Origin of the sequence: Pseudoalteromonas holothuriae (genome assembly GCF_945859825.1) — a bacterium.
Classification (GTDB): Bacteria; Pseudomonadota; Gammaproteobacteria; order Enterobacterales; family Alteromonadaceae; genus Pseudoalteromonas; species Pseudoalteromonas holothuriae.
Window position 1 is genome coordinate 283,467 of record NZ_CAMAPC010000004.1, and the last position, 24,185, is coordinate 307,651.

At 40.1% G+C, this 24,185-nt stretch carries 21 protein-coding genes; 5 read left to right on the plus strand and 16 right to left on the minus strand.

Translation table 11 applies throughout. The features are described 5' to 3' along the window. Positions 1 to 55: 55 nt before the first annotated feature. The 12 genes from acnB to OCI93_RS07770 all read right to left on the minus strand — a co-directional run bounded on the left by acnB (position 56) and on the right by OCI93_RS07770 (position 12,241). Positions 56 to 2,653: a bifunctional aconitate hydratase 2/2-methylisocitrate dehydratase gene (gene acnB, locus OCI93_RS07715; protein WP_261594079.1), complete on the minus strand. Its 2,598-nt coding sequence runs from the start codon at positions 2,651 to 2,653 to the stop codon at positions 56 to 58. 330 nt (positions 2,654 to 2,983) lie between these two features. Next, on the minus strand, positions 2,984 to 3,301 hold the full coding sequence (locus OCI93_RS07720) for a hypothetical protein (protein ID WP_261594080.1): 318 nt from the start codon (positions 3,299 to 3,301) through the stop codon (positions 2,984 to 2,986). Then, positions 3,302 to 3,937: a hypothetical protein gene (locus OCI93_RS07725; RefSeq protein WP_261626152.1), complete on the minus strand. Its 636-nt coding sequence runs from the start codon at positions 3,935 to 3,937 to the stop codon at positions 3,302 to 3,304. It abuts the gene before it with no gap. 50 nt (positions 3,938 to 3,987) lie between these two features. Further along, complete coding sequence (locus OCI93_RS07730) at positions 3,988 to 4,680, minus strand: PspA/IM30 family protein (protein ID WP_261594082.1); 693 nt, start codon at positions 4,678 to 4,680, stop codon at positions 3,988 to 3,990. Positions 4,681 to 4,704: 24 nt separating this feature from the next. Then, positions 4,705 to 5,118: a YjfI family protein gene (locus tag OCI93_RS07735; protein ID WP_261594083.1), complete on the minus strand. Its 414-nt coding sequence runs from the start codon at positions 5,116 to 5,118 to the stop codon at positions 4,705 to 4,707. A 76-nt stretch (positions 5,119 to 5,194) separates the two neighbouring features. Further along, the gene (locus tag OCI93_RS07740; RefSeq protein WP_261626153.1) at positions 5,195 to 6,916 is read right to left on the minus strand and encodes a polyamine aminopropyltransferase; all 1,722 of its coding nucleotides are present in this window, start codon (positions 6,914 to 6,916) and stop codon (positions 5,195 to 5,197) included. A 2-nt stretch (positions 6,917 to 6,918) separates the two neighbouring features. Then, a complete protein-coding gene (locus OCI93_RS07745) occupies positions 6,919 to 7,818 on the minus strand; it encodes a DUF350 domain-containing protein (protein WP_261594085.1) in 900 nt (299 codons plus the stop codon). A gap of 36 nt (positions 7,819 to 7,854) precedes the next feature. Next, a complete protein-coding gene (locus OCI93_RS07750) occupies positions 7,855 to 8,790 on the minus strand; it encodes a CHAD domain-containing protein (RefSeq protein WP_261594086.1) in 936 nt (311 codons plus the stop codon). Positions 8,791 to 9,185: 395 nt separating this feature from the next. Next, complete coding sequence (locus OCI93_RS07755; protein WP_261594087.1) at positions 9,186 to 9,701, minus strand: DUF2489 domain-containing protein; 516 nt, start codon at positions 9,699 to 9,701, stop codon at positions 9,186 to 9,188. Beyond that, a complete protein-coding gene (gene yihI / locus OCI93_RS07760; RefSeq protein WP_261594088.1) occupies positions 9,701 to 10,288 on the minus strand; it encodes a Der GTPase-activating protein YihI in 588 nt (195 codons plus the stop codon). The genes OCI93_RS07755 and yihI overlap by 1 nt, the downstream gene beginning before the upstream one ends. Then, positions 10,285 to 10,962 carry a class I SAM-dependent methyltransferase gene (locus tag OCI93_RS07765; protein ID WP_261594089.1) on the minus strand — a complete coding sequence of 226 codons (678 nt, stop codon included), beginning with the start codon at positions 10,960 to 10,962 and terminating at the stop codon, positions 10,285 to 10,287. The genes yihI and OCI93_RS07765 overlap by 4 nt, the downstream gene beginning before the upstream one ends. Before the next feature lie 646 nt (positions 10,963 to 11,608). Beyond that, complete coding sequence (locus tag OCI93_RS07770) at positions 11,609 to 12,241, minus strand: c-type cytochrome (RefSeq protein WP_261594090.1); 633 nt, start codon at positions 12,239 to 12,241, stop codon at positions 11,609 to 11,611. Between the two features lie 311 nt (positions 12,242 to 12,552). On the opposite strand from OCI93_RS07770, the gene yihA reads away from it, so the two are divergent. After that, positions 12,553 to 13,200, plus strand: a complete 648-nt coding sequence (gene yihA, locus OCI93_RS07775) for a ribosome biogenesis GTP-binding protein YihA/YsxC (RefSeq protein ID WP_261594091.1) — start codon at positions 12,553 to 12,555, stop codon at positions 13,198 to 13,200. A gap of 15 nt (positions 13,201 to 13,215) precedes the next feature. On the opposite strand, the gene OCI93_RS07780 is transcribed toward yihA, so the two are convergent. From OCI93_RS07780 to polA, 3 genes are all read right to left on the minus strand, one after another. Further along, positions 13,216 to 13,749, minus strand: a complete 534-nt coding sequence (locus OCI93_RS07780) for a DUF1285 domain-containing protein (protein ID WP_261594092.1) — start codon at positions 13,747 to 13,749, stop codon at positions 13,216 to 13,218. After that, positions 13,733 to 14,305, minus strand: a complete 573-nt coding sequence (locus OCI93_RS07785) for a YceI family protein (RefSeq protein WP_261594093.1) — start codon at positions 14,303 to 14,305, stop codon at positions 13,733 to 13,735. The genes OCI93_RS07780 and OCI93_RS07785 overlap by 17 nt, the downstream gene beginning before the upstream one ends. 351 nt (positions 14,306 to 14,656) lie before the next feature. Continuing rightward, positions 14,657 to 17,422, minus strand: coding sequence for a DNA polymerase I (gene polA / locus OCI93_RS07790; RefSeq protein WP_261626154.1), 2,766 nt, complete (start codon positions 17,420 to 17,422; stop codon positions 14,657 to 14,659). Between the two features lie 430 nt (positions 17,423 to 17,852). On the opposite strand from polA, the gene elbB reads away from it, so the two are divergent. From elbB to OCI93_RS07805, 3 genes are all read left to right on the plus strand, one after another. Next, positions 17,853 to 18,503: an isoprenoid biosynthesis glyoxalase ElbB gene (gene elbB, locus OCI93_RS07795; protein WP_261594095.1), complete on the plus strand. Its 651-nt coding sequence runs from the start codon at positions 17,853 to 17,855 to the stop codon at positions 18,501 to 18,503. A gap of 163 nt (positions 18,504 to 18,666) precedes the next feature. Continuing rightward, positions 18,667 to 19,059 carry a c-type cytochrome gene (locus OCI93_RS07800; protein WP_261594096.1) on the plus strand — a complete coding sequence of 131 codons (393 nt, stop codon included), beginning with the start codon at positions 18,667 to 18,669 and terminating at the stop codon, positions 19,057 to 19,059. A gap of 160 nt (positions 19,060 to 19,219) precedes the next feature. Next, positions 19,220 to 21,793, plus strand: coding sequence for a diguanylate cyclase domain-containing protein (locus OCI93_RS07805; RefSeq protein ID WP_261594097.1), 2,574 nt, complete (start codon positions 19,220 to 19,222; stop codon positions 21,791 to 21,793). Here OCI93_RS07805 and rep read toward each other — a convergent pair. Beyond that, positions 21,782 to 23,797, minus strand: coding sequence for a DNA helicase Rep (gene rep / locus OCI93_RS07810; protein WP_261594098.1), 2,016 nt, complete (start codon positions 23,795 to 23,797; stop codon positions 21,782 to 21,784). The two genes, OCI93_RS07805 and rep, sit on opposite strands and share 12 nt — an antisense overlap. Positions 23,798 to 23,915: 118 nt before the next feature. On the opposite strand from rep, the gene ubiK reads away from it, so the two are divergent. Next, on the plus strand, positions 23,916 to 24,179 hold the full coding sequence (ubiK, locus tag OCI93_RS07815; RefSeq protein ID WP_261594099.1) for a ubiquinone biosynthesis accessory factor UbiK: 264 nt from the start codon (positions 23,916 to 23,918) through the stop codon (positions 24,177 to 24,179). The last annotated feature ends 6 nt before the right edge of the window (positions 24,180 to 24,185 follow it).

Genomic DNA, 24,185 nt, shown 5'->3' on the forward strand with positions numbered 1-24,185 from the left:
TCAATCAGCACAAAAAAGCCGGTGTAAACACCGGCTTTTCTCAGTAAGAGCGGTACTAAACTGCTTGCTGGATGATCACACCATCAGCCTTTTTCGTGTACTGAGGCATTTTATGGAAGTTCAAGTAACGGTAGGTATCTGCTGCCGTTGCATTGATCTTCGCTGCATATTCATGATACTCAGCTGCTGTTGGTAGTTTACCTAAAATTGCCGCTACTGCAGCAAGCTCAGCAGATGCTAAGAATACATTTGCACCTGTACCTAAACGGTTAGGGAAGTTACGTGTTGAGGTAGACACAACGGTCGCTTTGTCAGCAACACGTGCTTGGTTACCCATACATAATGAACACCCTGGTGTTTCAATACGCGCACCAACGCGACCAAAGATACCGTAGTAACCTTCATCAGTAAGCTGGTCTTTGTCCATCTTCGTTGGTGGTGCAACCCATAGCTGAGTTGGAATACGACCAGAAAAACCATCCAGTAGTTTACCAGCAGCACGGAAGTGACCAATGTTTGTCATACAAGAACCGATAAATACTTCATCAATTTTCTCGCCCGTAACATCAGAAAGAAGACGCGCATCGTCTGGGTCATTTGGAGCACAAAGAATTGGCTCTTTAATTTCTGCTAAGTCGATTTCAATGATGTGCTTATACTCAGCATCCGCATCCGCTTCCATCAGCTCAGGGTTTGCTAGCCACTCTTGCATCGCAGTGATACGGCGTTCAATCGTACGCACATCACCGTAACCTTCAGAGATCATCCACTTAAGCATCACGATGTTTGATTCTAGATACTCAGAGATAGACTCTTTAGAAAGCTTCACAGTACAACCTGCAGCAGAGCGCTCTGCTGATGCATCAGATAACTCAAATGCTTGTTCAACAGTTAAGTGCTCAACCCCTTCAATTTCTAGTACACGGCCAGAGAATTCATTGATTTTGCCTTTTTTCTCAACCGTTAATAGGCCTTCTTTGATGCCATAATAAGGAATAGCATGTACTAGGTCACGTAATGTGATACCCGGCTGCATTTCACCTTTAAAGCGAACCAAAATTGATTCAGGCATATCTAGTGGCATTACACCGGTTGCCGCTGCAAATGCAACCGCACCCGAGCCTGCAGGGAATGAAATACCTAATGGGAAACGCGTATGAGAATCACCACCCGTACCAACAGTATCAGGTAATAACATACGGTTTAGCCACGAGTGAATTACACCATCACCTGGACGAAGTGACACACCGCCACGGTTCATGATGAAATCCGGCAGCGTGTGGTGCGTGTTTACATCAATTGGCTTAGGATAAGCTGACGTGTGACAGAATGATTGCATCGTTAAATCAGCAGAGAAGCCTAAACATGCAAGGTCTTTGAGTTCATCACGTGTCATAGGACCTGTCGTATCTTGAGAGCCAACAGTTGTCATCTTCGGTTCACAGTATTGACCTGGGCGAATACCAGCAACATTACAAGCTTTACCAACCATTTTCTGTGCAAGGGTAAAGCCCTTATCAGATGCTTCAGTCACCGCTGGAACTTTAAATACATCAGTAGCACCTAAACCCAACGATGTGCGTGCTTTGTCAGTTAAACCACGACCAATTATTAATGGAATACGGCCACCAGCACGCACTTCATCTAAAATAACATCTGATTTAAGTGCGAAAGTTGAGATAACCTCATCCGTTCCGTGACGCTTAACAACACCTTCATATGGATAAATGTCAATTTGGTCGCCCATGTTGAATTCATCAACATTAAGCTCTATTGGTAATGCCCCTGAATCTTCCATTGTGTTGAAAAAGATAGGTGCAATTTTGTTACCTAAACACACACCACCAACACGTTTATTTGGTACGAATGGAATATCATCACCCATAAACCAAAGTACAGAGTTAGTCGCTGATTTACGTGAAGAACCCGTACCAACAACATCACCTACATACGCAAGTGGCAAACCTTTGGTTTTTAGTTCTTCAAGTTGTGAAATTGGACCAACTTCACCGTCTTTTTCTGGGTTAATGCCATCACGCGAATTTTTCAACATTGCTAATGCGTGTAGTGGAATATCTGGACGAGACCATGCATCAGGTGCAGGTGACAAGTCATCGGTGTTAGTTTCGCCCGTTACTTTAAACACAGTAACAGAGATTTTTTCAGCTACTGCTGGCTTGTTCAAGAACCACTGAGCATTAGCCCATGATTCAATAATTTGCTTTGCAAACTCATTGCCTGCTTTGGCTTTTTCTTCAACGTCATAAAATGCATCAAACATTAATAATGTGTTTGATAAACCTTTTACTACGATAGGTGCCAATGCCGCATCATCCAGTAAGTCAACCATAGGTGCGATATTATAACCACCTAGCATAGTGCCTAGCAGCTCAGCTGCATACTCTTTGCTTACTAATGGAGACTCAGTCTCGCCTTTTGCTACAGCCGCTAAAAAACCCGCTTTAATATAAGCCGCATCATCCACGCCTGGTGGTACACGGTTAACTAAAAGGTCTAGAATAAACTCTTCTTCACCTGCTACAGGCGACTTTACTAATTCGATCAGATCTGCAGTTTGTTGTGCGTCTAACGGCTTAGGTACAATACCTTGCTCTGCGCGCTCTTCTACATGTTTACGATAATCTTGAAGCACAATTTTGCCCTCTTGGTGACGTGAATTGGCCTGCCTATGTAATTGCCTACACAACAGATACCAATAAATTCCGGTGACTAATTATAAAGCCTTTGAGTATAGATGAAAATCTTACAACTGAAACAGCTTTAAATAATGACTATAAATACTATGAATAGCACAATGCAAACAAGTATATTTTCATGAATATTTAGTAAGTAGGAATCATTCTCATGTTAAGAGTATATGGATCTCATGGAATTAAGACTTATACCAATGCATTAAATAAATGATCAAATATAGCTATAGATAAATGGGACCCTGTAACTAGGCAAAAATTTCAGCCTATGGTTATTTTTCTATTGCTTGAGCAATGAGTAAATCTGCCACTTGTTGTTTAACTGCACGCTTATCATTAGCGGGTACATCAAAACGCGCCGCGAGCAGTACAATTTCCTCATCGCTTAAATTGAACGACAGACGTTGCCGGGTTTTTTTTGATTTAACCTCCAAGCCCAGAATTTTTCGGATCATATCTGATGGCGTCAACTCTTGATCTATCGCCTGTTTCTTAATTGACTTTTGCACTTCACTACTGAGATCAAACGCCATTTGCGTCGCTCTGACTGCGTGCTCTTGGCGCTGCCATTTCGCTTTTGCATCGCTCACTTAGTCACTCCCAGGAAACAGTTCCACAATATCTGATAACGGTCTCGTCAGTGTCAATGAAACATCCGTTTCACCACCGTCCCATATTTCAATATTTAAACTATGATTCCCATCATTCGATGCAAGACAAATCATTTCACATGCCTCAGTGCCCGGCTGTTCATACTGCGGCAGTGATTGTCCTCGATAATCTTTTTCATGAAAATAACAAATAAAAGGGGCTTGTGTTTGTGTATAGCTGGTCGCGAGAAATTGACTAAAACGCTCAGGTATATTCGCAACAGTAATTTGCGTTAACGACTCTTCATCAAAAATGAGTGAAAATTCATCTAATGTAAAAATGTCATCCACATCTTCTCGTTGTATTTTTATCGAAAAATTAGCCCATTGCTCACCATCTTCTTGCCCTATTTGCAAAAACACGACTTGTCCCGAGTTGCTTTCGAGCACCATTTCATACTCAGCACTATGCTGATACTGATACGTGTTAACTGCCACAACTCTCAGCGTTTCGCCTTTCAACCACTGTGGATATGCAAATGAGTCTATCAGCGTGAGCATATCACCCACGACGAGATCGGTAGGTTCGCTTAGTTGGCGTGTTGGCGCTTTATTTTTTTTAAAGAAATTAAACATATTTCACCTAAAACAAAAAGGGTAAAAAATTACCCTTTGATAACTATCAACTAATTACCTTTTTTAGCTTTGATACGTGCCAAAATGTCAGCACTATTTGTATCAGTACCTCCAATGCCCGCTTCAGCCATTTTTGCTTTAAGGCCATCACCATTTGTTTCAGATTCTAATGCTTTGGCTGCACCTAATTGATCTTGACGGTCCTGCTGGCGTTGTTTAATACGCTCTAGTGACGCACGTGCTGAGGTCATTGCTGAACTATTCGTATTGAGCGTACTATTTACTGCCATCGTTGCCTGTTGCACACTCTCGGTCGTTTTAACCATACTTAGCTGACGCTGGTTTTCTTTAATCGACTTTTCAGCCTCTTTAATTTGTTGCTTTAGCGCAACAATGTGTTGACTAAAGCCACCCAACACTTCCTCGTGTTCCGCTTTTTCCCTCTCAAAATCACCAATTTTTTCTGCAATTTCCAATGCTAATGCTTCGTTACCTTTCTCCAATGCTTGACCCGCATACCCTTCATGTTCAGAAATAGAGTCGTTCAATGCACTGATCTTACGCGTGGTTTGCATCTCTTTAGCCATCACTTCAGTGAGATTACGCTTGGCTTTTTGCAAAGCATTCTTAGCGTCTGCTATTTCTTGCTCAAAAATACGAATACCATTGGCATCAACAATTGCCTCGCCAGCTTCACGCGCACCACCACGCACGGCTGTGAATAATTTTTTTAAAATACTCATAATCTTAACTCCTAAAATACTTATTTAATCATTTAAATAAGGTGTGATGGCTTCTAGTGCTTCAATTGCATTATCAGCAAGCGTCACTAATTCATGGGTAATATCATCAAACGAAGAGCTGACCGATAGTGCACCAAATATTGCATAGCGATTATCTACTTTTGCAAACGCGCTCAATGGGATTGGTACATTCAAACGTAATAAAGTGTCATTTAACTCATCTTTAAGATCAGCTTTAACTTCCTCTTCTGAAAACAAGTAACTAATACATAACAGTTGTTCTTGAGTTTGTGTAACAAAAATAGGTAATTCATCATTTCCATCAACTATTACTTGTAATACATCTTGCTCACCCGGGTTCGCTATCATGAAAGACTCGAAGCCTACCCCTTCTGTTTCAAAAGTTGCTAGTTTTATTGAAAGTTCATTTAATTCCATTTTATTGCCTTTTAAGTTTGACATATTATGTCTTAGTTAAGATTTGCATAGTTGACATAATATGTCAACCTTAAAACTAATTTTTATACAATTCATTTTCTGTTTGCCAAGCTTGGCGATAATAATCATATAAAGTGCCTGTACCTAACTGATTGACCTCGATAGTTTCATGAAATTCAAAAAATCGATTTGGAAATATAAAAGCGGCTAATAAATAGTCTCTACTAGCCCAGCGAGAGGGCACTGGCAATTGCGAAACTCTCGCTATTCTATTGCTAGCAGAGGCACCTTTTTTAGTTGCAATTGTCCATCCCCACTGTCCAAATGAAGGTACATTCTGTTGATATTGTTCAACAAAATCAAAGCCTGCCGCTTTGATGGTTTTAGCAATACTAACAAATGCTTTTTTAGCATGATAAGGCGATGTTGATTGCACTACCATTGCGCCATCGGCAGATAAAAGTTGACGCAAGTGATTATAGAAATAATCACTATACATTTTATTCAAATCAGGGTGATTGGGGTCTGGTAAGTCCACAATGATAGTATCAAAATAATCTTCATCAGCAAGTAGTTGCTCTACTTCTAAAAATGCATCTGCTACCTTAACGGTTACTCTCGCATCTACCAATGCTTGATTATTAAGGCTACTTAGCCGCTCAGTGATGGAATCTGGTGCGCTATAACGCTCGTTCTGATACCCAAATAAGCTCAATAGCTGACCGTCTAAGTCAACTAACGTTACATGCTCAACGGGCCATTTCAGTACATCTCGTAATGCTAAACCATCGCCACCACCTATGATCAACACCCTTTCATGGCGGTTAGATGCTAACATCGCGGGGTATACCAGCATGGTATGATATATTTGCTCATCAACACTGGAAAACTGTAATCGGCCGTTTAGATAAAGGTCAGTAATAGGCTCTGGTTGGTTACGTCTCAAACGTTCGGTTAGCACAATATGCTGATATTTAGTCGCTTGTGAGTAAATGACCTTATCTTTATACAATACATTGCTTAAGTCTTTCATCCAATGGCTACCGAAAAGTAGCAAAACAGCAAATAACACCAACAGTAATACATGACAAAAAACGAGCAAGCGAGCAAAGCGAACATGTTGGTGATAACGCCATAAAAATACCAGCCCAGCGACGATGTTAAAAAGTGCAGTCCATGCTGCGGCTTGCATAATTGGCATCGATAGCATCACACTCACCCAAATAGCAGCGCCAATGCCCGCACCAATATAGTCAGCCCCATAAATTGTACCTGCATTATTTTCTAAAAACCGTCCGTACACATGCTGGCGAATACGTGCAATTAATGGAATTTCCATTCCTATCAGCATGCCTAATAATAAACCAAATACATAGGGTAAAAAGCGCGCTGCGCTTTGTAGTTTCTCGAACACATAACCATTTAAGACAATATCAGGAGGAAGATTAAAAATAGCGGAAAACATATGAGGCAGTGAGTAACTAATTGCAATCATGCTAGCGATTGCGAGAATACAACCCATTCCCACTAGTGCAATAATGCTTTCCAACCATGCAAACGCAGTAAAAGCATCTTTAAACCAACGCGCCAAAAATGCACCAATACCCATAGCAACAATCATGGTGCCTATCATGGCGTAAATAGCACTTTCTACAGAGCCCAGCACGCGTCCTGCATAATGAGACAGTAAATATTCATAAATCAGGCCGCACCCTGCAAGCACTGCCATGACTGATATCAATAAAATATCATGCCCAAGTAAACTTCGTTGACTCGGGCGGATTATAGATTCAGACAAGATTATGCACCTAAAAGCGTCGCCATACTGATACCAATCGCAAATGAAGTAGCTGCAGATATTGTTGCAACGCCCACATTTTTCTGTCGATTAACTTCATCCGAAATATCGCAACCAGATAAAATGATCTTGATTGTAATTAAATGCAATAGAGTAAATGCCACTAAGCTCAGTAATGCGCTCAACGCCCAATACGCTAGGCTAGCGCCTAAATTGTCTGCTGCATAGGGTGCTAATCCAGACGCAGCAGTTATTGCTAATGCACTACCGACTAAAAATCCAGCATAGCGGATACCCACGGCTAAATTGTCGTCTAAAATAGCCTGTTGCAAACAATCGCCACTGCGGTTAGTGCGCTTAAATAATTGCACGCGATACTGACTGACCAGTAATAGCGCTAAATTAGCAATAATAAAAGAGGCTATTACAATTGGCAGGCCATGCCAGCCTTCAGTTGCAACCCAAAACAATGCAGAGCGAATCACAATAGCGACGCTTACCACATGACCAAAGTCTATCAATGACGCCGTTGTATTCCCTTTTACTATCTCGTTGTGTAAGCTCACTTTTCGAAGTGCAACTTTATCTTGGAAAAAATGGCCAAATTTGATTAGCGCAATTGCTAATAAGCCATATCCCCCCATTTGTAATGCTTCTTGCAGCAGTGTAGGCGCAAATGCACCACTACTAATTCCGGTTAATACAATAGCTAACGCCACTAGGCCGCCAGCAAAGCTAATACCAAAAGCAAAGTTATCTCGTTTTGTGATCTCATCATTAGCGTGCAGGTTCGACACCCAGCCCTTTATAAACTTCATACTGACAAACAAGGCTATAATAATCACAAAATCTATGGCCAAAGCTTGCAAAGTCCACATTGTTATTCCATTAAATTCATACATTTTTTAAACTCCAACAGTTATTCTTTACACAAGGTACTATTTGCCACGACTCACACCACGGGATGTGCGGCTGCTGCTATTTCGCACACTGCCTGCACTGCGCTTACTATACGAGCTACTTTTTGCATAACTGCTTCGGGTGCTAGTGGGGGTATAACTACTTCGACTTAAACCTGATGCACCACTGCGCTTTTTAGCATATGGACTAGTAAATTGTTTACCCTGACGTTGATAGGACTGCCGAGTACGCGTTTCCAACGCGGTTTGTGTTTTAATTTGTTTTGGGCTTGAATAGCGGTAGCGACCATAATCATTATAATAACTATATTTACGACGCTTACTCCAGCGACCATATTCAACCGCATCAAATACATCACCTAATATTCGGTACATGCCGTACCATTGCCAAAAGCTAATACCACTGCTATTAGTTTGCCATTGACCATAGTTAGGGTTTCCAACTAATTGATTACCCTCTCCCTCTCCTTCAGCATTTTTGCTAATTGCACCAACTCTTGCTAACGTGCCATTTGACATATCAGCAAGCATATTGATTGGATCTGTTAAAGCATCACCAAACAAACTTGGCTTCATCGCATCACGTAACACATCTAAAAGTTGCAAAGTTTGTACGTTAGGAGGTGTAGACGGTAAACTTTTTATTTCCTCAAGGCGTTGAGCTAATCCTTGAAAAAGCGGACCTTTACTGGTTGCATCTTGCCCGATGAGCGCACTTATTTGAGCTAAATCCGGGCGCTGACTTTGTAATACCCTACTGTACTCTTTTAATAAGTTGGCATTACGAATTTGCCCTAGAGCAAGTGCATTTTTTAGTTCGTTGAGTTCTTGTTCTGCATTTTGAGTTGCTTGTGTAATAGATTGCTGCAGCTGCTCTTCTTTTGATGAGCAACCACTTAAAAAGCAAAACACACTGAACAAACAGATAAGTTCCCATGCTTTTATTTTCGACATTCATGTCACCGTTTGATTAACTAACTTGGTTAATAGAATTCCAACTATCAGTGTCACATAGGTTACCGTCGATGCCAAGCGGGAAATTGCAACACAATGAGTACAAAAAGCACCATTGAATGCTATTGATTGTGCTCAAGTTCAGTTATATCTACTATTAACGCATGGATCGTTCTAGCGAGCTAAATAGCTTATTAACTGCATTAAAAGTTACCTATGCAGAATAACGGCATACCAAGTTTTGGTCTGGTTACTAACACATTTATCTGTCGTAATATCTGACCATTTGTTTAATGCAATTGGCATTAAACACCAAGTACGTGAATTGATTAATTAGGTGAGATATAAACAATAAAACGACCGGAATGTCGCTTTATTGTTTATTTTGCTATTACTTATTGAAAAACCACATTTGCACTGTCAGGTAATGGCTGAAATACTTTTACTAACTTTTCGCAATCGCTAAGTATATCTTCCTCTAAGCGTTGCTCTGCACGCCAGCGCTCACTGTCCATTTTAAACACTTCTTTTTTTGAATATTTTTTACGGGCATCGTGAGTTGGCATATCTTTGACTACTTCATACATTTGATGTACGCCGGGATATGCCGCTTGCAACTCAACCTCTTCAGCAAAGCTATATTGCGAGATTAATACCCACACACGTAAGCACCCTTCTGAGTATTCACATTGCTTTTCTTTCATCGCTCTTGCTAACAAGTTAATACTATCTGCAAGCTTTGCATTTCTTTTCTGACGGGCTTGTACGAGCTTTTCACTTCGTTCACTTTGGTGCTTTTCAAGTCTCGCCTTCTGTTCCTTTAATTGCCATAAAAGCTTACCTGCATAAAACGATAACCCAGCAATAATCAAAGCACCGACAACCATCGCAACCACCAACCAAACTGACATTATTTGACCTCGTCGTCTTCTTCAGATAACCATTCATTTGCCAAGTCATTACTCATAAAATTGGCAAGTGGATCATCTTCTATTATATCTTGCTCTTCAAATTCATCATCTAGACCTAATAACTCACACAACGCTTGATGACGAGCAACAGAACGATTGAAATATTTAGCATCTTTTCCAGTTAACAATTCGCCTCTTTCATGACGCTCAAGTAAAGCCATTAAGCGCTCATCATTTTCAAGCTGCTCGAGCTCTTGCTCAGGCGTAAGTTGCGGCTGCACCTTTTTAAGTTCAACTTGTGGTTTCAAATGACGCTGCATGACCGGCTCTTGGTGCTGCTTTTGCGCTTGCGATTGCACCTGTAATGGTACAGGCTTTTTGCTACCAACTCGCTGGTCTTTAGACTGCTCATTACCGTTCACCTCTTGAGCCACTTTTGCTTCTTGCGCATTACGCGAGCCAGGTTTTGCTCCTTTTGAATTCTTGCTGCGCTGCTCTTTTACTGCTCTTAATTCACGTAACTTATCTTTGCTTAATCTTGGAGTACCATTACTGGCAACTTTACGGGTTTTCTTCTTTCTAGTCATAATGCTTCTTCACTCGGTGCAGTTGGCACCTTAGGTTTTGTTAAGATAATGACATCGTTACCAATAAACTCAGCTTCGCTGCCATAAATTTGTGCCACGTAGGCAAATGTTTTGCGGCTAAAAAACGCAATGTGTGTTAAATCATTTTTATAATGCCAAGTACTAAATCGCGCTTTGTCGATAATAAGCTTGGTCATGAACACTAAAGGCGCATCAGGTTTTAACAAACTAAATAGTTGCGTTAACACCATGGCTGGCCGAGCAATATGTTCTATTACTTCTGTACAGGTAATAAAATCATACTGCCCTGCTAACACCTTTTGGTCATTAGCATAGTATAGGTCATATAGTGCCACCTGATGCCCAGCTTCTGTGAGCATCAGAGCCAATAAAGGACCCGGGCCACAACCAAAATCTAAACCAGCACTACGTTTTTCAAGACGAGCCAATAATGGTTCACTAACCCGAGATAAAAAACGACGATACCCCAAATCTGTTAGATCATTTTCATGACTGTCATATATTGCTTTTTCTTGTTGTGCAGTTAATCGGTCACAGATGTCTACGAACACAAGCTCACATCGCTTGCATTGCCAGTAACGTCTAAATTTATCTTGATGGTAGGGAGTGATGTCCTCACTCGCACACAAACCACACGATGAGTTCGATTGCACAATAAACTTAAAGAAAAATGAGTTAAGGGGGTATTGTAGCAGGTCTACTAGTAGGCATAAATAAAAAGACGGTAGAGATTGCTCCCTACCGTCTACTAATCTGAGCGTCTCAAACTGGACACTTCTCCCTTCGACTTTTAAGTCATTATTATTTTTATTATGCTGTCATCCATTTTGTTTTTATTATAACTTCCATGAGCCTTTCCATATTGTTTTTATTATAAAACTTCCATGAGGCTTTTATTATTTTCGGTCAATCCTGACACTTTATTGTTATTTCCATAATAGTAAGTACCAAAATTAGTACTAAGCTTATCACCTACGCTTCCATCGCGAAATGTCCATTTTGTTATGTTGTCTTGGCGACACCAGTTAATCTACGCCTTAATGAAATAGTTACAACTGGTTAATAGTAATTTTCACTTAAATTCTTTAATGAAAACAATGTAAATACACTTATTACAATTACTTACAATTCCAAAAAAAACAAAAATAAGAAAAGTCTTACAAATTACTATGGCAAATGTCTTACAAAAATAAAGGGGGATCTCGTAACAAACCGCTAGGATCAAAAAAGGCAGCTTGCGCTGCCTTTTTGCTCAATGTGATGAGTTTATAGTCTACTGAACAAACTGCCTATCCGACTTTAGTGTAAGCCACCGATATATTTTGACAGTACTTCAATATCTTTATCTGTGAGCTTTTTCGCAATATCCTGCATCATACCGTTTAAGTCATTTGCACGTGTACCATCGCGAAACTTTTCAAGCTGAGACTTGATATATTCAGGGTGCTGAAACGAAATCTTTGGAAATTGAGCTAATGATGTACCATTGCCACGAGGTCCGTGACATGCTGCACAAGATGGAATACCACGCTCAGCGTCTCCAGCTCTAAATAATTTCTGCCCCACTTCAACAACATCTTCAGGAGTTGTACCTGCACTCATGTTCAATGTAGAGAAGTAAGCCGCTACGTCTTTCATATCCTGATCAGATAATGGCATTGCCATCGCACTCATCACTGGATCCATACGACCTTCACTACCACCTGAAGTCATACCAAGTTTAAACTCTTTTAATTGCTTATAAATGTAATCAGCATGCTGACCTGCAATTTTAGGATATATCGTTACAGGTGCGTTGCCATCCGGGCCGTGACATGCTGCACAAGTTGCAGACTTTACTTTACCCGCTTCTGCGTCGCCATCAAATGCTGTTGCGTTGCTTGCTGACAACGTACCAAGCAACACTGTTAAAGTTAATGCTATTTTTTTCATGGTAAATTCTCTGTTTCGACCCTGTAATATTTATCTCAAGACACTGCATCATAAATTTTTAGCGTAACTTGAGTTGACGATCTGTATCTTTACGTTGCAATTTTTACATTCTACACGATATTAAATTTTCTGGCACGTTTTCTGCCCATATTAGGCTTATAAATTATGGGGTTTTGACATAGATTAAGTGCTAGTACCCATAAAAATCAATTTTTCAAGCGCTAAGATAAAGCAATGCTTGCTTTTGCAATGCCATGAAGTGTTATAAACTACGCTTGTTTTAACCATTTGTCTTATTGTTAGGAGAGCCAGTGCTCAAATCTCGTATTAAATACCATACTGCAAGCTTTATCACCAGTGCCCCAGATATTTCTAAATTACCTACTGATGAAGGTATAGAGGTTGCTTTTGCTGGTCGTTCTAATGCTGGTAAATCGAGTGCCTTAAACACCCTAACAGATCAAAAACTAGCTCGTACCAGTAAAACACCTGGCCGCACACAATTAATCAATACCTTTGAACTCGACGAAGAAAAAAGATTAATCGACCTTCCCGGCTATGGTTTTGCCAAAGTTCCTATCGAAATGAAAAAGAAATGGCAACGCTCACTGGGCGAATATCTACAAAAAAGAAAAAGCCTTAAAGGTCTAGTCGTATTAATGGATATCCGCCACCCTCTTAAAGACCTTGATATGGATTTAATTAATTGGGCTGTGGATAGTGAAATTCCAATATTGGCACTGTTGACTAAGGCAGATAAGCTAAAACAAGGTAAGCGCAAAGCAGAAGTACTTCAAGTACGCAAAGCACTGGCGGAGCTAAATGCAGATATTACAGTACATGCATTTTCATCATTGAAAGGCATTGGTTTAAATGAGTTGGCTTGGAAACTCGATGATTGGTATTTAGGTCCATTTATTAAACCAGACACACTTGAAAATGACAATGTTGACCAGTAACAAGACGCGTTATAGCTAAGTTAAATAAAACTTCATACCTGCTGAGCAAATATAGACCCCTTGTTCGTCTTGCTCAGCAAGCTCTTCTACCCATTGATAATAAACATTCCTTGATATACGTGCTTGTAAGCCATTTCCTAAACTCAGATAAGGTAACTCCACATCGTGAAAGCGCCTTAACTTCAATGGAAACTGTTTGTATATGGGCCAATTCCTGCCTAAATTATCGACCGCAACTAAAACCTTTTCACCTGCTACAAATTGGCTGTACCAACTGTCAATTAAGAATGCAACGTCTATCACACGCATTTCACAACGCTCAATCGGTGTAGTCAACCAATGCCGATTTTGCTCACAACTAAGCACACTAGCAAATAACTTCAATAACCCAAGCCGCTTTATTTGCCCGCCTTGGTGAAACCAACGCCCTTGCTCATCAATATACATATCAATCATACCGCAAGCTTGCCCCGTCCATTTTTCAGTCGGGGCATGTGGTGTGACAAGCTCAGTGGCTAACTGAGCTATCGAGTCAGTTAACTTGCTCATTAAATACCAAACTAAATGTCACAGGTACTGTCGTAGCTATACTATCTAACCCAGCAACTTTTCTCAGTGACTCAATCCCAGCAACAAGATTAAAATCACTCGCGCGAACCAATACAACACGTAACGGCGTTACTTGTAATTGCTGGCTTTTTTTATTAACAACCAAGTCAACTTTAAGTATTTGCTCATGGCCATGCAGCGACAATTTAACCGGTACAGATTTAATGACTTGAGTACCATTAGTTAGTTTATTTAAGTACGATGAAAGGTCTGCTTTAACTATTGCCTTCGGAAAATTTGCAACATTAAACAAGAGCGCTTGCATACGTTGATTTCGGATAGGGATCAACGTTTCGATACTTTTTAAATCAATCGAAAAACTAAGCTGACCATCATCAGAAAGTGTGCCATTTAATTGAGTAAAGTGATGATTTTCAGCAATGCTATTTTGTTTGATAGAGGTGATACTTAGGTCACTTTGGCTGTTATCCAATTGCCAATCAGCAAAAGCCGAAGAAGAGAGTAAACTAGCGCAAAGTAAAAAGGGTTTAAGCATGACAGAATCCTTTGAAATAGTGAGACTCACATATTAACACGCATTTTTTACACAAACATAGGAATGAGAGAAAAACACGGCCCACTAAAAATGCGGGCCGTTATAGCAATCTGGGGAGAAGCTATCAATACGTTGTATCCTCTTACGAGAGATACATCATCAACAGGATGTCCTACAGGATGAGGACGCGCGCACTTTAACAAAACCCTAGATAGAAATAAACACCACAAAGCAAAAATTAGGCCAATTTGATGTTTTTTAAACATCTCATTGCCCCTATTTACATTTCATTTCCTCATAGCCCATAAAAAAGGGCTCTGCACGCCCTTTAATAAATATATTAATTTCTTATTAGTGAGCTTGGTCCCAGTTTTCACCATGATCGGCTTCTACCAATAACGGTACATCAAGCGAAGCTGCTGCACTCATTAGGTCACAGATTTTTTCACTAAACTGCGCCACTTTATCTTTGGCAACTTCAAATACTAGTTCATCATGCACCTGCATCAATAATTTAATATCATCTTGTGATTGGGTATGCAGCCAATCATTAACCGTTAACATCGCTTTTTTAATAATATCAGCGGCCGTTCCTTGCATTGGCGCATTAATAGCGGCTCGCTCTGCGGCTTTACGACGTGCACCATTACGCGCATTGATATCTGGTAAGTGTAACCTGCGTCCAAATAGCGTCTCTACATACCCTTTATCAGCCGCATTTTCTCGGGTACGCTCCATATACTCAAGTACACCAGGAAAACGTTCAAAATATTTATCCATATAATGCTGCGCTTCATGACGTGGAATATCTAACTGACGAGATAAGCCAAATGCACTCATGCCATAAATCAAACCAAAGTTAACTGCTTTAGCTTTACGGCGCATGTCTGATGTGACCTGTTCAAGTGCCACAGAAAAAACTTCAGACGCAGTTGCACTATGTACATCCTTTCCTTGAGCAAAGGCACTTAGTAACCCTTCGTCTTGTGAGAGGTGTGCCATAATGCGCAGCTCAATCTGGCTATAGTCTGCTGCCAAAATTAACTTACCTTCATCAGCAACAAATGCTTGGCGAATGCGACGCCCAGCTTCATTTCTAATTGGAATATTTTGCAGGTTTGGATCACTTGAGCTAAGTCGCCCGGTTGCAGTCACAGCCTGGTGATAGGAAGTGTGTACACGGCCTGTGTTTGGGTTAACAAGCTTTGGCAACTTATCAGTATACGTTGACTTCAGCTTTGCCAAACCCCGATGTTCAATTATCAACTGAGGTAAAGGGTAATCATGTGCTAACTCTTGCAGAACTTCTTCTGCAGTTGATGGCGCACCTTTTGGCGTTTTTTTAATAACAGGTAAACCCTGCTTATCAAACAAAATTGCCTGAAGCTGCTTAGGTGAGCTTAAATTAAATTCTTCTCCAGCCAGTTCAAACGCTTCTTTCTCGATTTGCTCTAAACGTTCGCTTAGCTCAATACTTTGTTGCGCTAACATAGCAGAGTCAATTTTAACCCCTGTGCGCTCTATTTCCGATAATACAGATAACAAAGGTAATTCAATATCGTTAAATACGTTCAGCAACTCATTGTGCTGTTGTAGTAACGGCCAAAGGTGCTGATGTAAACGTAGCGTGATATCAGCATCTTCTGCGGCATAAGGCGCTGCCTTTTCAAGTTCTATTTGGTTGAACGTTAACTGTGATTTGCCTTTACCAGCTATTTCTTCAAAACTAATATTTTTATGACCTAAGAACTTAAGCGCTAAAGAGTCCATATCATGGCGTGTACCCACACTATTAAACACATAAGACTCAAGCATGGTATCAAAAGCAATGCCTTTGAGTTCTAACCCTGCACGTGCAAGAATACTCTTATCGTACTTTAAATTTTGCCCTACTTTTTTAACGTTATCATCTGCTAACAAAGGGCTTAATTTTTCAAATACAAACTCTTTCGGTAACTGCTCAGGAGCCCCAACATAATCATGGGCAATTGGTAAATATGCAGCTTCTCCAGAGGCGACAGCAAAACTCACTCCAACTAAATCAGCCTGCATATAATCCAAACTAGTGGTTTCAGTATCAAATGCAATCAACGGTGCAGATTGCAATTTATCTAACCATTGCTCTAACTGCTCAACCGTTAAAATAGTTTCATAATGAGTTTTAGGCTGTTCAACTATTGGCGCACTACCAGTACTTTCAACATCTGTAATGTCTGGCTTTTTACTAGATGCAGTGCCATCTAACAGCTCACTTAGCCAACGTTTAAATTCGCACTCAGCATATAATTCGATTAATTTATCTTTGTCTATAGTCGATATGGCAAACCGCTCTAGGTCTTGCTCAACTTCAACATCCAGCTTTATGGTGGCAAGCTCATAAGATAGCTCTAACTGCTCTTTGTGCTCTTGTAACTTTTTGGCCATAGTTTTAGAGCCGCGAAAGCCTAGAGGAGCAACCTTGTCAAGGTTCTCGTACAATGATTTAATAGACCCTAGACCTTGTAACATCGCTAATGCTGTTTTCTCACCAACACCAGGTACGCCGGGTATGTTATCAACTTTATCACCCATCAATGCCAGATAATCAATAATAAGTTCAGGGCCAACACCAAACTTATCTACCACACCTTGTGGGTTTAAAACGGTATTTGTCATCGTATTAATTAAAGTCACATGCTCATTCACCAGCTGCGCCATATCTTTATCGCCCGTACTGATCAGAACATGTCGTTTTTGCTCAGACGCAATTCGTGCAAAGGTACCAATAACATCGTCAGCCTCAACACCACTAATACTGACTAAAGGCAAACCCATTGCTTCAATAATATCGTGGATCGGTTTGATTTGAGTTCGTAAGTCATCAGGCATCGGCGGACGGTGAGCTTTGTACTCACTGTACATTTCATTTCTAAAAGTTGGCCCTTTTGCATCAAAGACAACGACCATATGACTTGGCTGATACTGCTTTAATAAACTCTTAAGCATGTTGATCACACCATAAATTGCACCTGTAGCTTCTCCTTTTGAATTAGTCAGGTGCGGTGGCGAATGATAGGCGCGAAACAAATAAGAAGAACCATCGACCAAAATCAAAGGGTTTTCGGGGATCAAAGACATAATAAAGGGGATCCTAAGTGAGCTTTAAAAAAACGACATAAGCATGCCATAAGGGCGCAGATAAAACGAGAGATAATAATAACGCAGCTAATACTTCTTACACCGAACAACTTGTGGATAACTTTGTAGATAAACACACTCTATCGCAGCGAACATTATTTAAAATGATCACCGTAAAAAATAAACTACTGATAGTAAAAAGAAAAAATCTATCTTATTTATTATTATTTAAAGTGCAAAATGTGGAAAAAATTTTTCTTGCACTCAAAGACTAGAACACTCTGTACAAAAATCAAGCGCTCTTTTTTGAGTGGACGGGTATACTAACATATTTGATCAAAGATCAAATAAGATCCTTTATAATATTTTTATCGCAGGCTAATGACAATAAAGTATAAGCCACCAAAAACTAATACTAGAGGGAGTTCACATGAAAAAAATCGCAATCATCTTAAGTGGCTGTGGCGTGTTTGATGGCGCAGAGATCCATGAGTCTGTGCTTACTATGTTGCACTTAGAACAACTAGGGGCAAGTTACCAATGCTTTGCCCCTAATATTCAACAGCACCATGTTATCAACCACTTAACTGGTGAAGAGCTGCAACAACAGAGAAATGTTTTAGAGGAGTCAGCTCGGATTGCACGTGGCAATATTAAAGAATTATCACAACTAAACAGTAATGATTTTGACGCGCTAGTATTGCCAGGAGGGTTTGGTGTTGCTAAAAACCTGAGTAACTTTGCTTTTGAAGGCGCAAAATCACAGATTCTTGATCAATTAAAACATGTTTGCCAAGCATTTGCACAGCAGCAAAAGCCTATTGCCTATCTGTGTATTGCACCTGCACTAATTGGACATATTCATCCACATGGCACACTTGCAAGTATTGGTAATGATGAGCAAACAGCAGCTGTAATCAACCAACTGGGTGCCCAACATGTTGAATGTGATGTTGAAAATATTGTTCTCGACAGCATACACAAAGTAATAAGTACACCTGCTTATATGCTTGCCGAGTCGATTAGTGAAGCATCTGTGGGTATTCACAAGGCGCTAAAAGCGCTTGTTGAAATGGCATAGGCTAAAAAACACAAGCCAAGAGTTTGCGTTAACGCAATAAATTGGCATTTTTATCTTTATATGGGCAAGATTAGTTTTATAAATTACTAGGTGGCGTTATAATCGCTAGAAATTCCGTCATCTTATCGTGATTGATCACGTCCAAATGAAGTGAGCTAGACAAATGAAAAAACTTTCGGCAGCACTTTTATTGCTATCAACGGCCGCAGCGGCGCAGCCTTATGACAATGCTTTAACTGAAGAAGCAATCCAAAAACGCATCGCACCCGTTGGCGACGTTTATTTAGCTGGCGCAGATAGCGTAGCCGAAGCGGTGCCTACTGGGCCTCGTTCAGGTGAACAAGTATATCAAGCGTCATGTTTTGCATGTCATGGTACTGGCGCACTCGGTGCACCAAAAAGTGCTGATGATTGGGCTATCAGAGTGGCCAAAGGCAGTGATGTACTACTTGATCATGCCATCAATGGTTTCAATGCGATGCCACCTCGTGGTACCTGTATGGATTGTTCAGATGACGAAATTTCTGCGGCAATCGATTTTATGACATCTAAGTAATCATTATAAATTGGAGGAGGTATTTTATTCTCCTTCAATTTAATTCATAACTTTAAAAAACCTCAGCTAAAGCCTTTGATATTGCACTTGACCCCTGACAAGAAAAGTGAAAATATACGAATAATAATTAAGCAAATAATAATAACGACGGGTTTAATCATTGGAAGATCCCTCTTCTTTGCTTCGAAAACTAGAACGCAACAACAAGCGCCTTAAGTTTTTACTAAAAAAGCACAAACAGAACAATCACTTACAACATGCTCTAATTTTACTATCAGAGCGTGCAAGTACGGTTGCTGAACTGACTTTGCTTTATCCTGCAATTCATGACATTTTGGTACAATACCTGCCTAGCCGTAGTTTTTATGTGGTTTTACAAAATCAATTTACTCAAGCATTAGAACTCTCTTATTTTGTTGATGAGAAAGACGGCATCGCTGTCCCTCTTAATGAAAAAAGCCATTTTTCTGAAGGAGTCACAGGTCATGTATTTCGCACTGGAAATACAATTTATCTCACCAAAGAGAGTATGCTGAAACAAACCCAAAAAGGGAGTTTCAAAGCATTGGGGAGCCAGGCTGAACATTGGGTAGGCGTGCCTATATATCGAGATAACATCATTATCGGCGTAATGGTGTCTCAAAGTTATCAGGTAGAACAAGGATATAGCGAGCAGCAAATCGAATTGCTAGAGGTGATGTCTCTATACCTTGCCACGGCAATAGAGCGCGTAAAAAAGCGTGAACTTCTCGAATCTGAAGTAAAAATTCGTACTCGTGCATTAATGCAAAGTAACGAAGCATTAAACAAAGAAATTGAACAACGTAAAAAGGCGCTAGAGCGGCAACAAATTTTATTTAAAATTTCTGAATTAGCAACGCAATTTAACGACATTGACGATGTTTACCAACAAGTCCACCACATCATTCGCTCAATTACCTTTGCCGATAACCTATATATTGCATTATATGACAAACATGCAGGCTGGTTGAGTTTTCCTTATAGTGTTGATGAAGTCACACAATATAAGCCTCGGCCATTTGCAAAAGGCTACAGTGAATTAGTGATTAGTACAGAGCAAAGCCAGCTCATTGATATCTGTCGTGCTAACACATTGATTTCAGAAGGTACAGTTGAGCGCTCCAAAGACTACAATAAAATACAACTGGCAACGAGTTGGATGGGGGCACCACTTAAAACGGCGAATGGAGTTATTGGACTAATCGCCTGTCAGGCATATGATCATAAATATGAGTTTGATTATGACGATGTTGAATTGATTTCATTTGTATCTAATCAAATCGCATCGGTATTACAAACACATCTAGCTAATCAAGCTTTAAAAAGCAGTCACCAACAGCTTGAGCATCGTGTTGCAGAAAAAACCAAGGCGCTCCAACAGACCAATTTACATCTACAAATGCAAATTGAAGAGCGAAAAAAAATAGAGCAACAACTTTATCATGATGCACATCACGACCCACTCACAAGCTTGCCAAATCGTAGTTTATTCTTAACCCAACTTGAAAAAACGCTGCATAAATATCAACGTCACCCTGAGCATCACTTTGCAGTGTTGTTTATTGATTTAGATAAGTTTAAAGCCATTAATGACCAACTTGGTCATCAAGCTGGTGATCAGTTCTTAATTTGGGTGAGTAAAGCATTTTCGGACTGTATTAGGGAGCATGATCTTTTAGCACGGCTAGCCGGTGACGAGTTTGTTGTCCTGCTCGATCATTTGAGTGATAAACAACAAGCTGAAGATGTAGCCAAACGTATTATCAAAGTGATGCAACAGCCATTTTGCATGAAAGGCACTTGTGTACAAAGCGGCGCAAGTATTGGTATTACCTATAGTAATAAACGGTACCATAATATTGATGAAATCATCCGTGATGCTGATGCAGCTATGTATTATGCAAAAAATGCAGGGCGTGGTCGTTATGAGTTTTACCACCCTTTACTTACTGCCGGTACTACACATAACAAGCAAATAGAACATCATCATTTAAGTGCGCTACCCACACACTTTAGACGCACAGAAGTCATATCTATGACTGACGAGCCTAATACAATCAGCCTGTTAGATGCATTTGGGGAACATCCCGTACTTGGAAGTACCAACTTCGATACTTTGAAGAAGTTTACAGCTGAAAAAGCTGAACAATTAGAAATTGAATTACAATTAATTCAGCAAGTAATTAACATTGGTAATGCTCAATCACAAAACCTATTATTTTCATGCTCTTTAACAATATTAGACAACCATGCATTTAGCCCGTTATGTCGATTACTTAAAAGTGCAAAACAACCGCTATGTTTATTATTTGGCGAAGTAGAATTGCGCCATGCATCAAGTCAGCAACTAGAAAATTTGCAAACGCTTGCTGATAAGGGCGTATTTATCGGGCTAAATGATTTTGCTAAAGATCGCTGTGATTTAGCCATGTTAACCCAATTTGATTTTAAGTATTTACTACTTAGCTCTACCTTTAGCAAACGCGTGTTACAACAACAAAGCTACGACCTGCAACTGCAAGGAATACTCGCAGTCACTAAGTTGAAAAACACACAAGTCATTGCTAAAGGCCCTGCTATATTGAACTTTAGAGGCTTGCTAGAAAATCATGGTATTGAGCTATTTTTTGGCAAACAACATACCATAGGTCATGAACCTGCACTTTCATCACGTCAACTTAGCAGTGCAAGCCAAGAAACATTATCTTTTTAGCATGGCTCTTAAGTTTGCCACTCTTGCTTGTCCTTTTTCCATACGCTCAGATTGCGAGGCTACAGTTTTTTTCTGTCCTTCGTAACTTAAGTCATCTTGGGGTAACTCTTGTACAAAGCGACTTATTTCAGGCGTGGCAACCTCTCCAAATTGACGTCGATTTTTGGCATGTGTCAAAATCAAGGTCTGCTGTGCGCGTGTCACCCCTACATAAGCTAGTCGACGTTCTTCTTCTACATTATCTTCATCAATACTAGTTTGGTGTGGTAAAAAACCTTCTTCCATCCCAACCATAAATACATGCGGATATTCTAGACCTTTAGAGGCATGTAACGTTAATAACTGCACTGCGTCCGAGTCGTCTTCTTCTTCATTGCGCTCTAACATATCTCTTAAAGCTAATTTGCTCACCACCTCAGGTAATGTCATTGCTGGGTTATCTACATCTCCCGTTAGCATGTCGGTGATCCAACGATACAGCTCTGAGACATTTTTCATCCGCATTTCAGCCGCTTTCGCACTGGGAGAAGATTCATATAAATACGCTTCATAGTTTGTCTCACGTACCATATCTTTAACCGCTTCAAGGGTGTCTCCACGCAACGCTCTGTCAGAAAGTTCAACAACCCAACGCGCAAACCCCATTAATGCATTAAACCCTCTACCAGTAAGGCGTTGAGCTAGTTGCGAGTCAAAACATGCTTCAAATAAGCTAATATGCTTCTCATTGGCTAAGCTGCCCAATTTTTCTAAAGTAACCGGCCCAATCTCTCGTCTGGGGGTGTTGACGATGCGCAAGAATGCATTGTCATCATCTTGATTTACCAAGATACGCAAATAAGCCATCATATCTTTAATTTCACTACGGGAAAAAAACGACATACCTCCACTTATTTTATAAGGAATTCGGTTACTCATAAGTGACTTTTCAAACACTCGAGCTTGATGGTTTCCACGATACAAAATGGCATAATCTCGATAGCTAGTACGCTTCATAAACTTATGCGAAATTATTTCTGCAACGACTCGCTCCGCTTCATGCTCTTCATCTCGTGTTGCAATCACACGGATTGGGTCACCATTTTCCAACTCGCTAAAAAGTTGCTTTTCAAATTCATGTGGATTATTGGCAATCAAAATATTGGCTGCTTTTAAAATACGCTTAGCACTTCGATAGTTTTGTTCAAGCTTAATCAAGCGTAAGCCGGGAAAGTCCTTAGAAAGTAGTACTAGGTTTTGTGGCTTAGCGCCACGCCATGAGTAAATTGATTGATCATCATCACCTACAACTGTAAAGCGCGCACGTTCGCCAACCAATAATTTAACTAACTGATACTGACTTGTATTGGTATCTTGATACTCATCCACCAGCAAATAACGAAACCGCGCCTGCCAACGTTCTCTCACCGCTGCATGTTGTGATAATAGAAGAGTTGGCACCATGATTAGGTCATCAAAATCAAAGGCATTATAGGCACGCAACTGAGTTTGATAGCGCGCATAAAGTTGAGCAAACAACGCTTTTTGTGGCTCTCGGGCTTGAGCGACAGCCTGCTGTGGCAATATAAGTTCATTTTTCCAATTACCAATTTGCATTTTCAACAAATTCAGTAAATCTTTGTCTTTTTCAAGTTCTGCTTCTGTTAACTCACTGAGTAATTGATTGGTATCTTGGTCATCTAATAATGAAAAATTGGTTTTATAGCCTAAGGTTTTTAGCTCTTTTTTAATTATCTCCAAACCTAGAGTATGAAATGTCGATACCCATAACCCTTTTGACTCTTGTTTACCCAATGTTTGTGCCACACGCTCACGCATTTCTTTGGCTGCTTTATTGGTAAATGTAACAGCCGCAATATTTTTAGCTTGGTATTCACATTGCTGCACTAGGTAGGCTATTTTATTGGTAATTACACGTGTTTTGCCTGAACCTGCACCGGCTAACACTAAGCAAGGGCCACTAATATACTTTACTGCTTCATCTTGTTTGGGATTAAGTTTCATTATTGGGATCTGCTGTACTACCAAAATGATATTTTAACGCAAAGCGTACTGCACGCCTAGGCGCTAGACAAAGCATTTGCTAATATGAATGCAAGCACATTTGATAAAGGGATCTGAAATGATTAATCCAGCAAAGATAGAAGAAATCGCTAAACAGATATCAAGTAACATGCCGCAAGGTGTCAAAAACTTAGCAGACACGTTTGAGGCAAAAACCAAGCAGGTGATCCAAAACAAATTAACTGAAATGGATTTTGTCAGCCGTGAAGAGTTTGATATTCAGAGTAAAGTACTTATTCGTACTCGCGAAAAACTTGCCGAGTTAGAAGCCAAAGTAGCAGCTCTTGAGGCAAAATTAGAACAAGCCGAAGACACAGAGTAATATACG

Excerpts from the sequence above, each read along its gene's own strand:
- OCI93_RS07735 (WP_261594083.1), bottom strand. The coding sequence starts at position 5,118 with ATGGAATTAAATGAACTTTCAATAAAACTAGCAACTTTTGAAACAGAA.
- OCI93_RS07785 (WP_261594093.1), bottom strand. The coding sequence starts at position 14,305 with ATGCTTAAACCCTTTTTACTTTGCGCTAGTTTACTCTCTTCTTCGGCT.
- OCI93_RS07745 (WP_261594085.1), bottom strand. The coding sequence starts at position 7,818 with ATGTATGAATTTAATGGAATAACAATGTGGACTTTGCAAGCTTTGGCC.
- OCI93_RS07755 (WP_261594087.1), bottom strand. The coding sequence starts at position 9,701 with ATGTCAGTTTGGTTGGTGGTTGCGATGGTTGTCGGTGCTTTGATTATT.
- OCI93_RS07770 (WP_261594090.1), bottom strand. The coding sequence starts at position 12,241 with ATGAAAAAAATAGCATTAACTTTAACAGTGTTGCTTGGTACGTTGTCA.
- OCI93_RS07780 (WP_261594092.1), bottom strand. The coding sequence starts at position 13,749 with ATGAGCAAGTTAACTGACTCGATAGCTCAGTTAGCCACTGAGCTTGTC.
- polA (WP_261626154.1), bottom strand. The coding sequence starts at position 17,422 with ATGTCTTTGATCCCCGAAAACCCTTTGATTTTGGTCGATGGTTCTTCT.
- elbB (WP_261594095.1), top strand. The coding sequence starts at position 17,853 with ATGAAAAAAATCGCAATCATCTTAAGTGGCTGTGGCGTGTTTGATGGC.
- ubiK (WP_261594099.1), top strand. The coding sequence starts at position 23,916 with ATGATTAATCCAGCAAAGATAGAAGAAATCGCTAAACAGATATCAAGT.
- OCI93_RS07725 (WP_261626152.1), bottom strand. The coding sequence starts at position 3,937 with ATGTTTAATTTCTTTAAAAAAAATAAAGCGCCAACACGCCAACTAAGC.
- yihI (WP_261594088.1), bottom strand. The coding sequence starts at position 10,288 with ATGACTAGAAAGAAGAAAACCCGTAAAGTTGCCAGTAATGGTACTCCA.
- OCI93_RS07800 (WP_261594096.1), top strand. The coding sequence starts at position 18,667 with ATGAAAAAACTTTCGGCAGCACTTTTATTGCTATCAACGGCCGCAGCG.
- OCI93_RS07750 (WP_261594086.1), bottom strand. The coding sequence starts at position 8,790 with ATGTCGAAAATAAAAGCATGGGAACTTATCTGTTTGTTCAGTGTGTTT.
- rep (WP_261594098.1), bottom strand. The coding sequence starts at position 23,797 with ATGAAACTTAATCCCAAACAAGATGAAGCAGTAAAGTATATTAGTGGC.
- OCI93_RS07730 (WP_261594082.1), bottom strand. The coding sequence starts at position 4,680 with ATGAGTATTTTAAAAAAATTATTCACAGCCGTGCGTGGTGGTGCGCGT.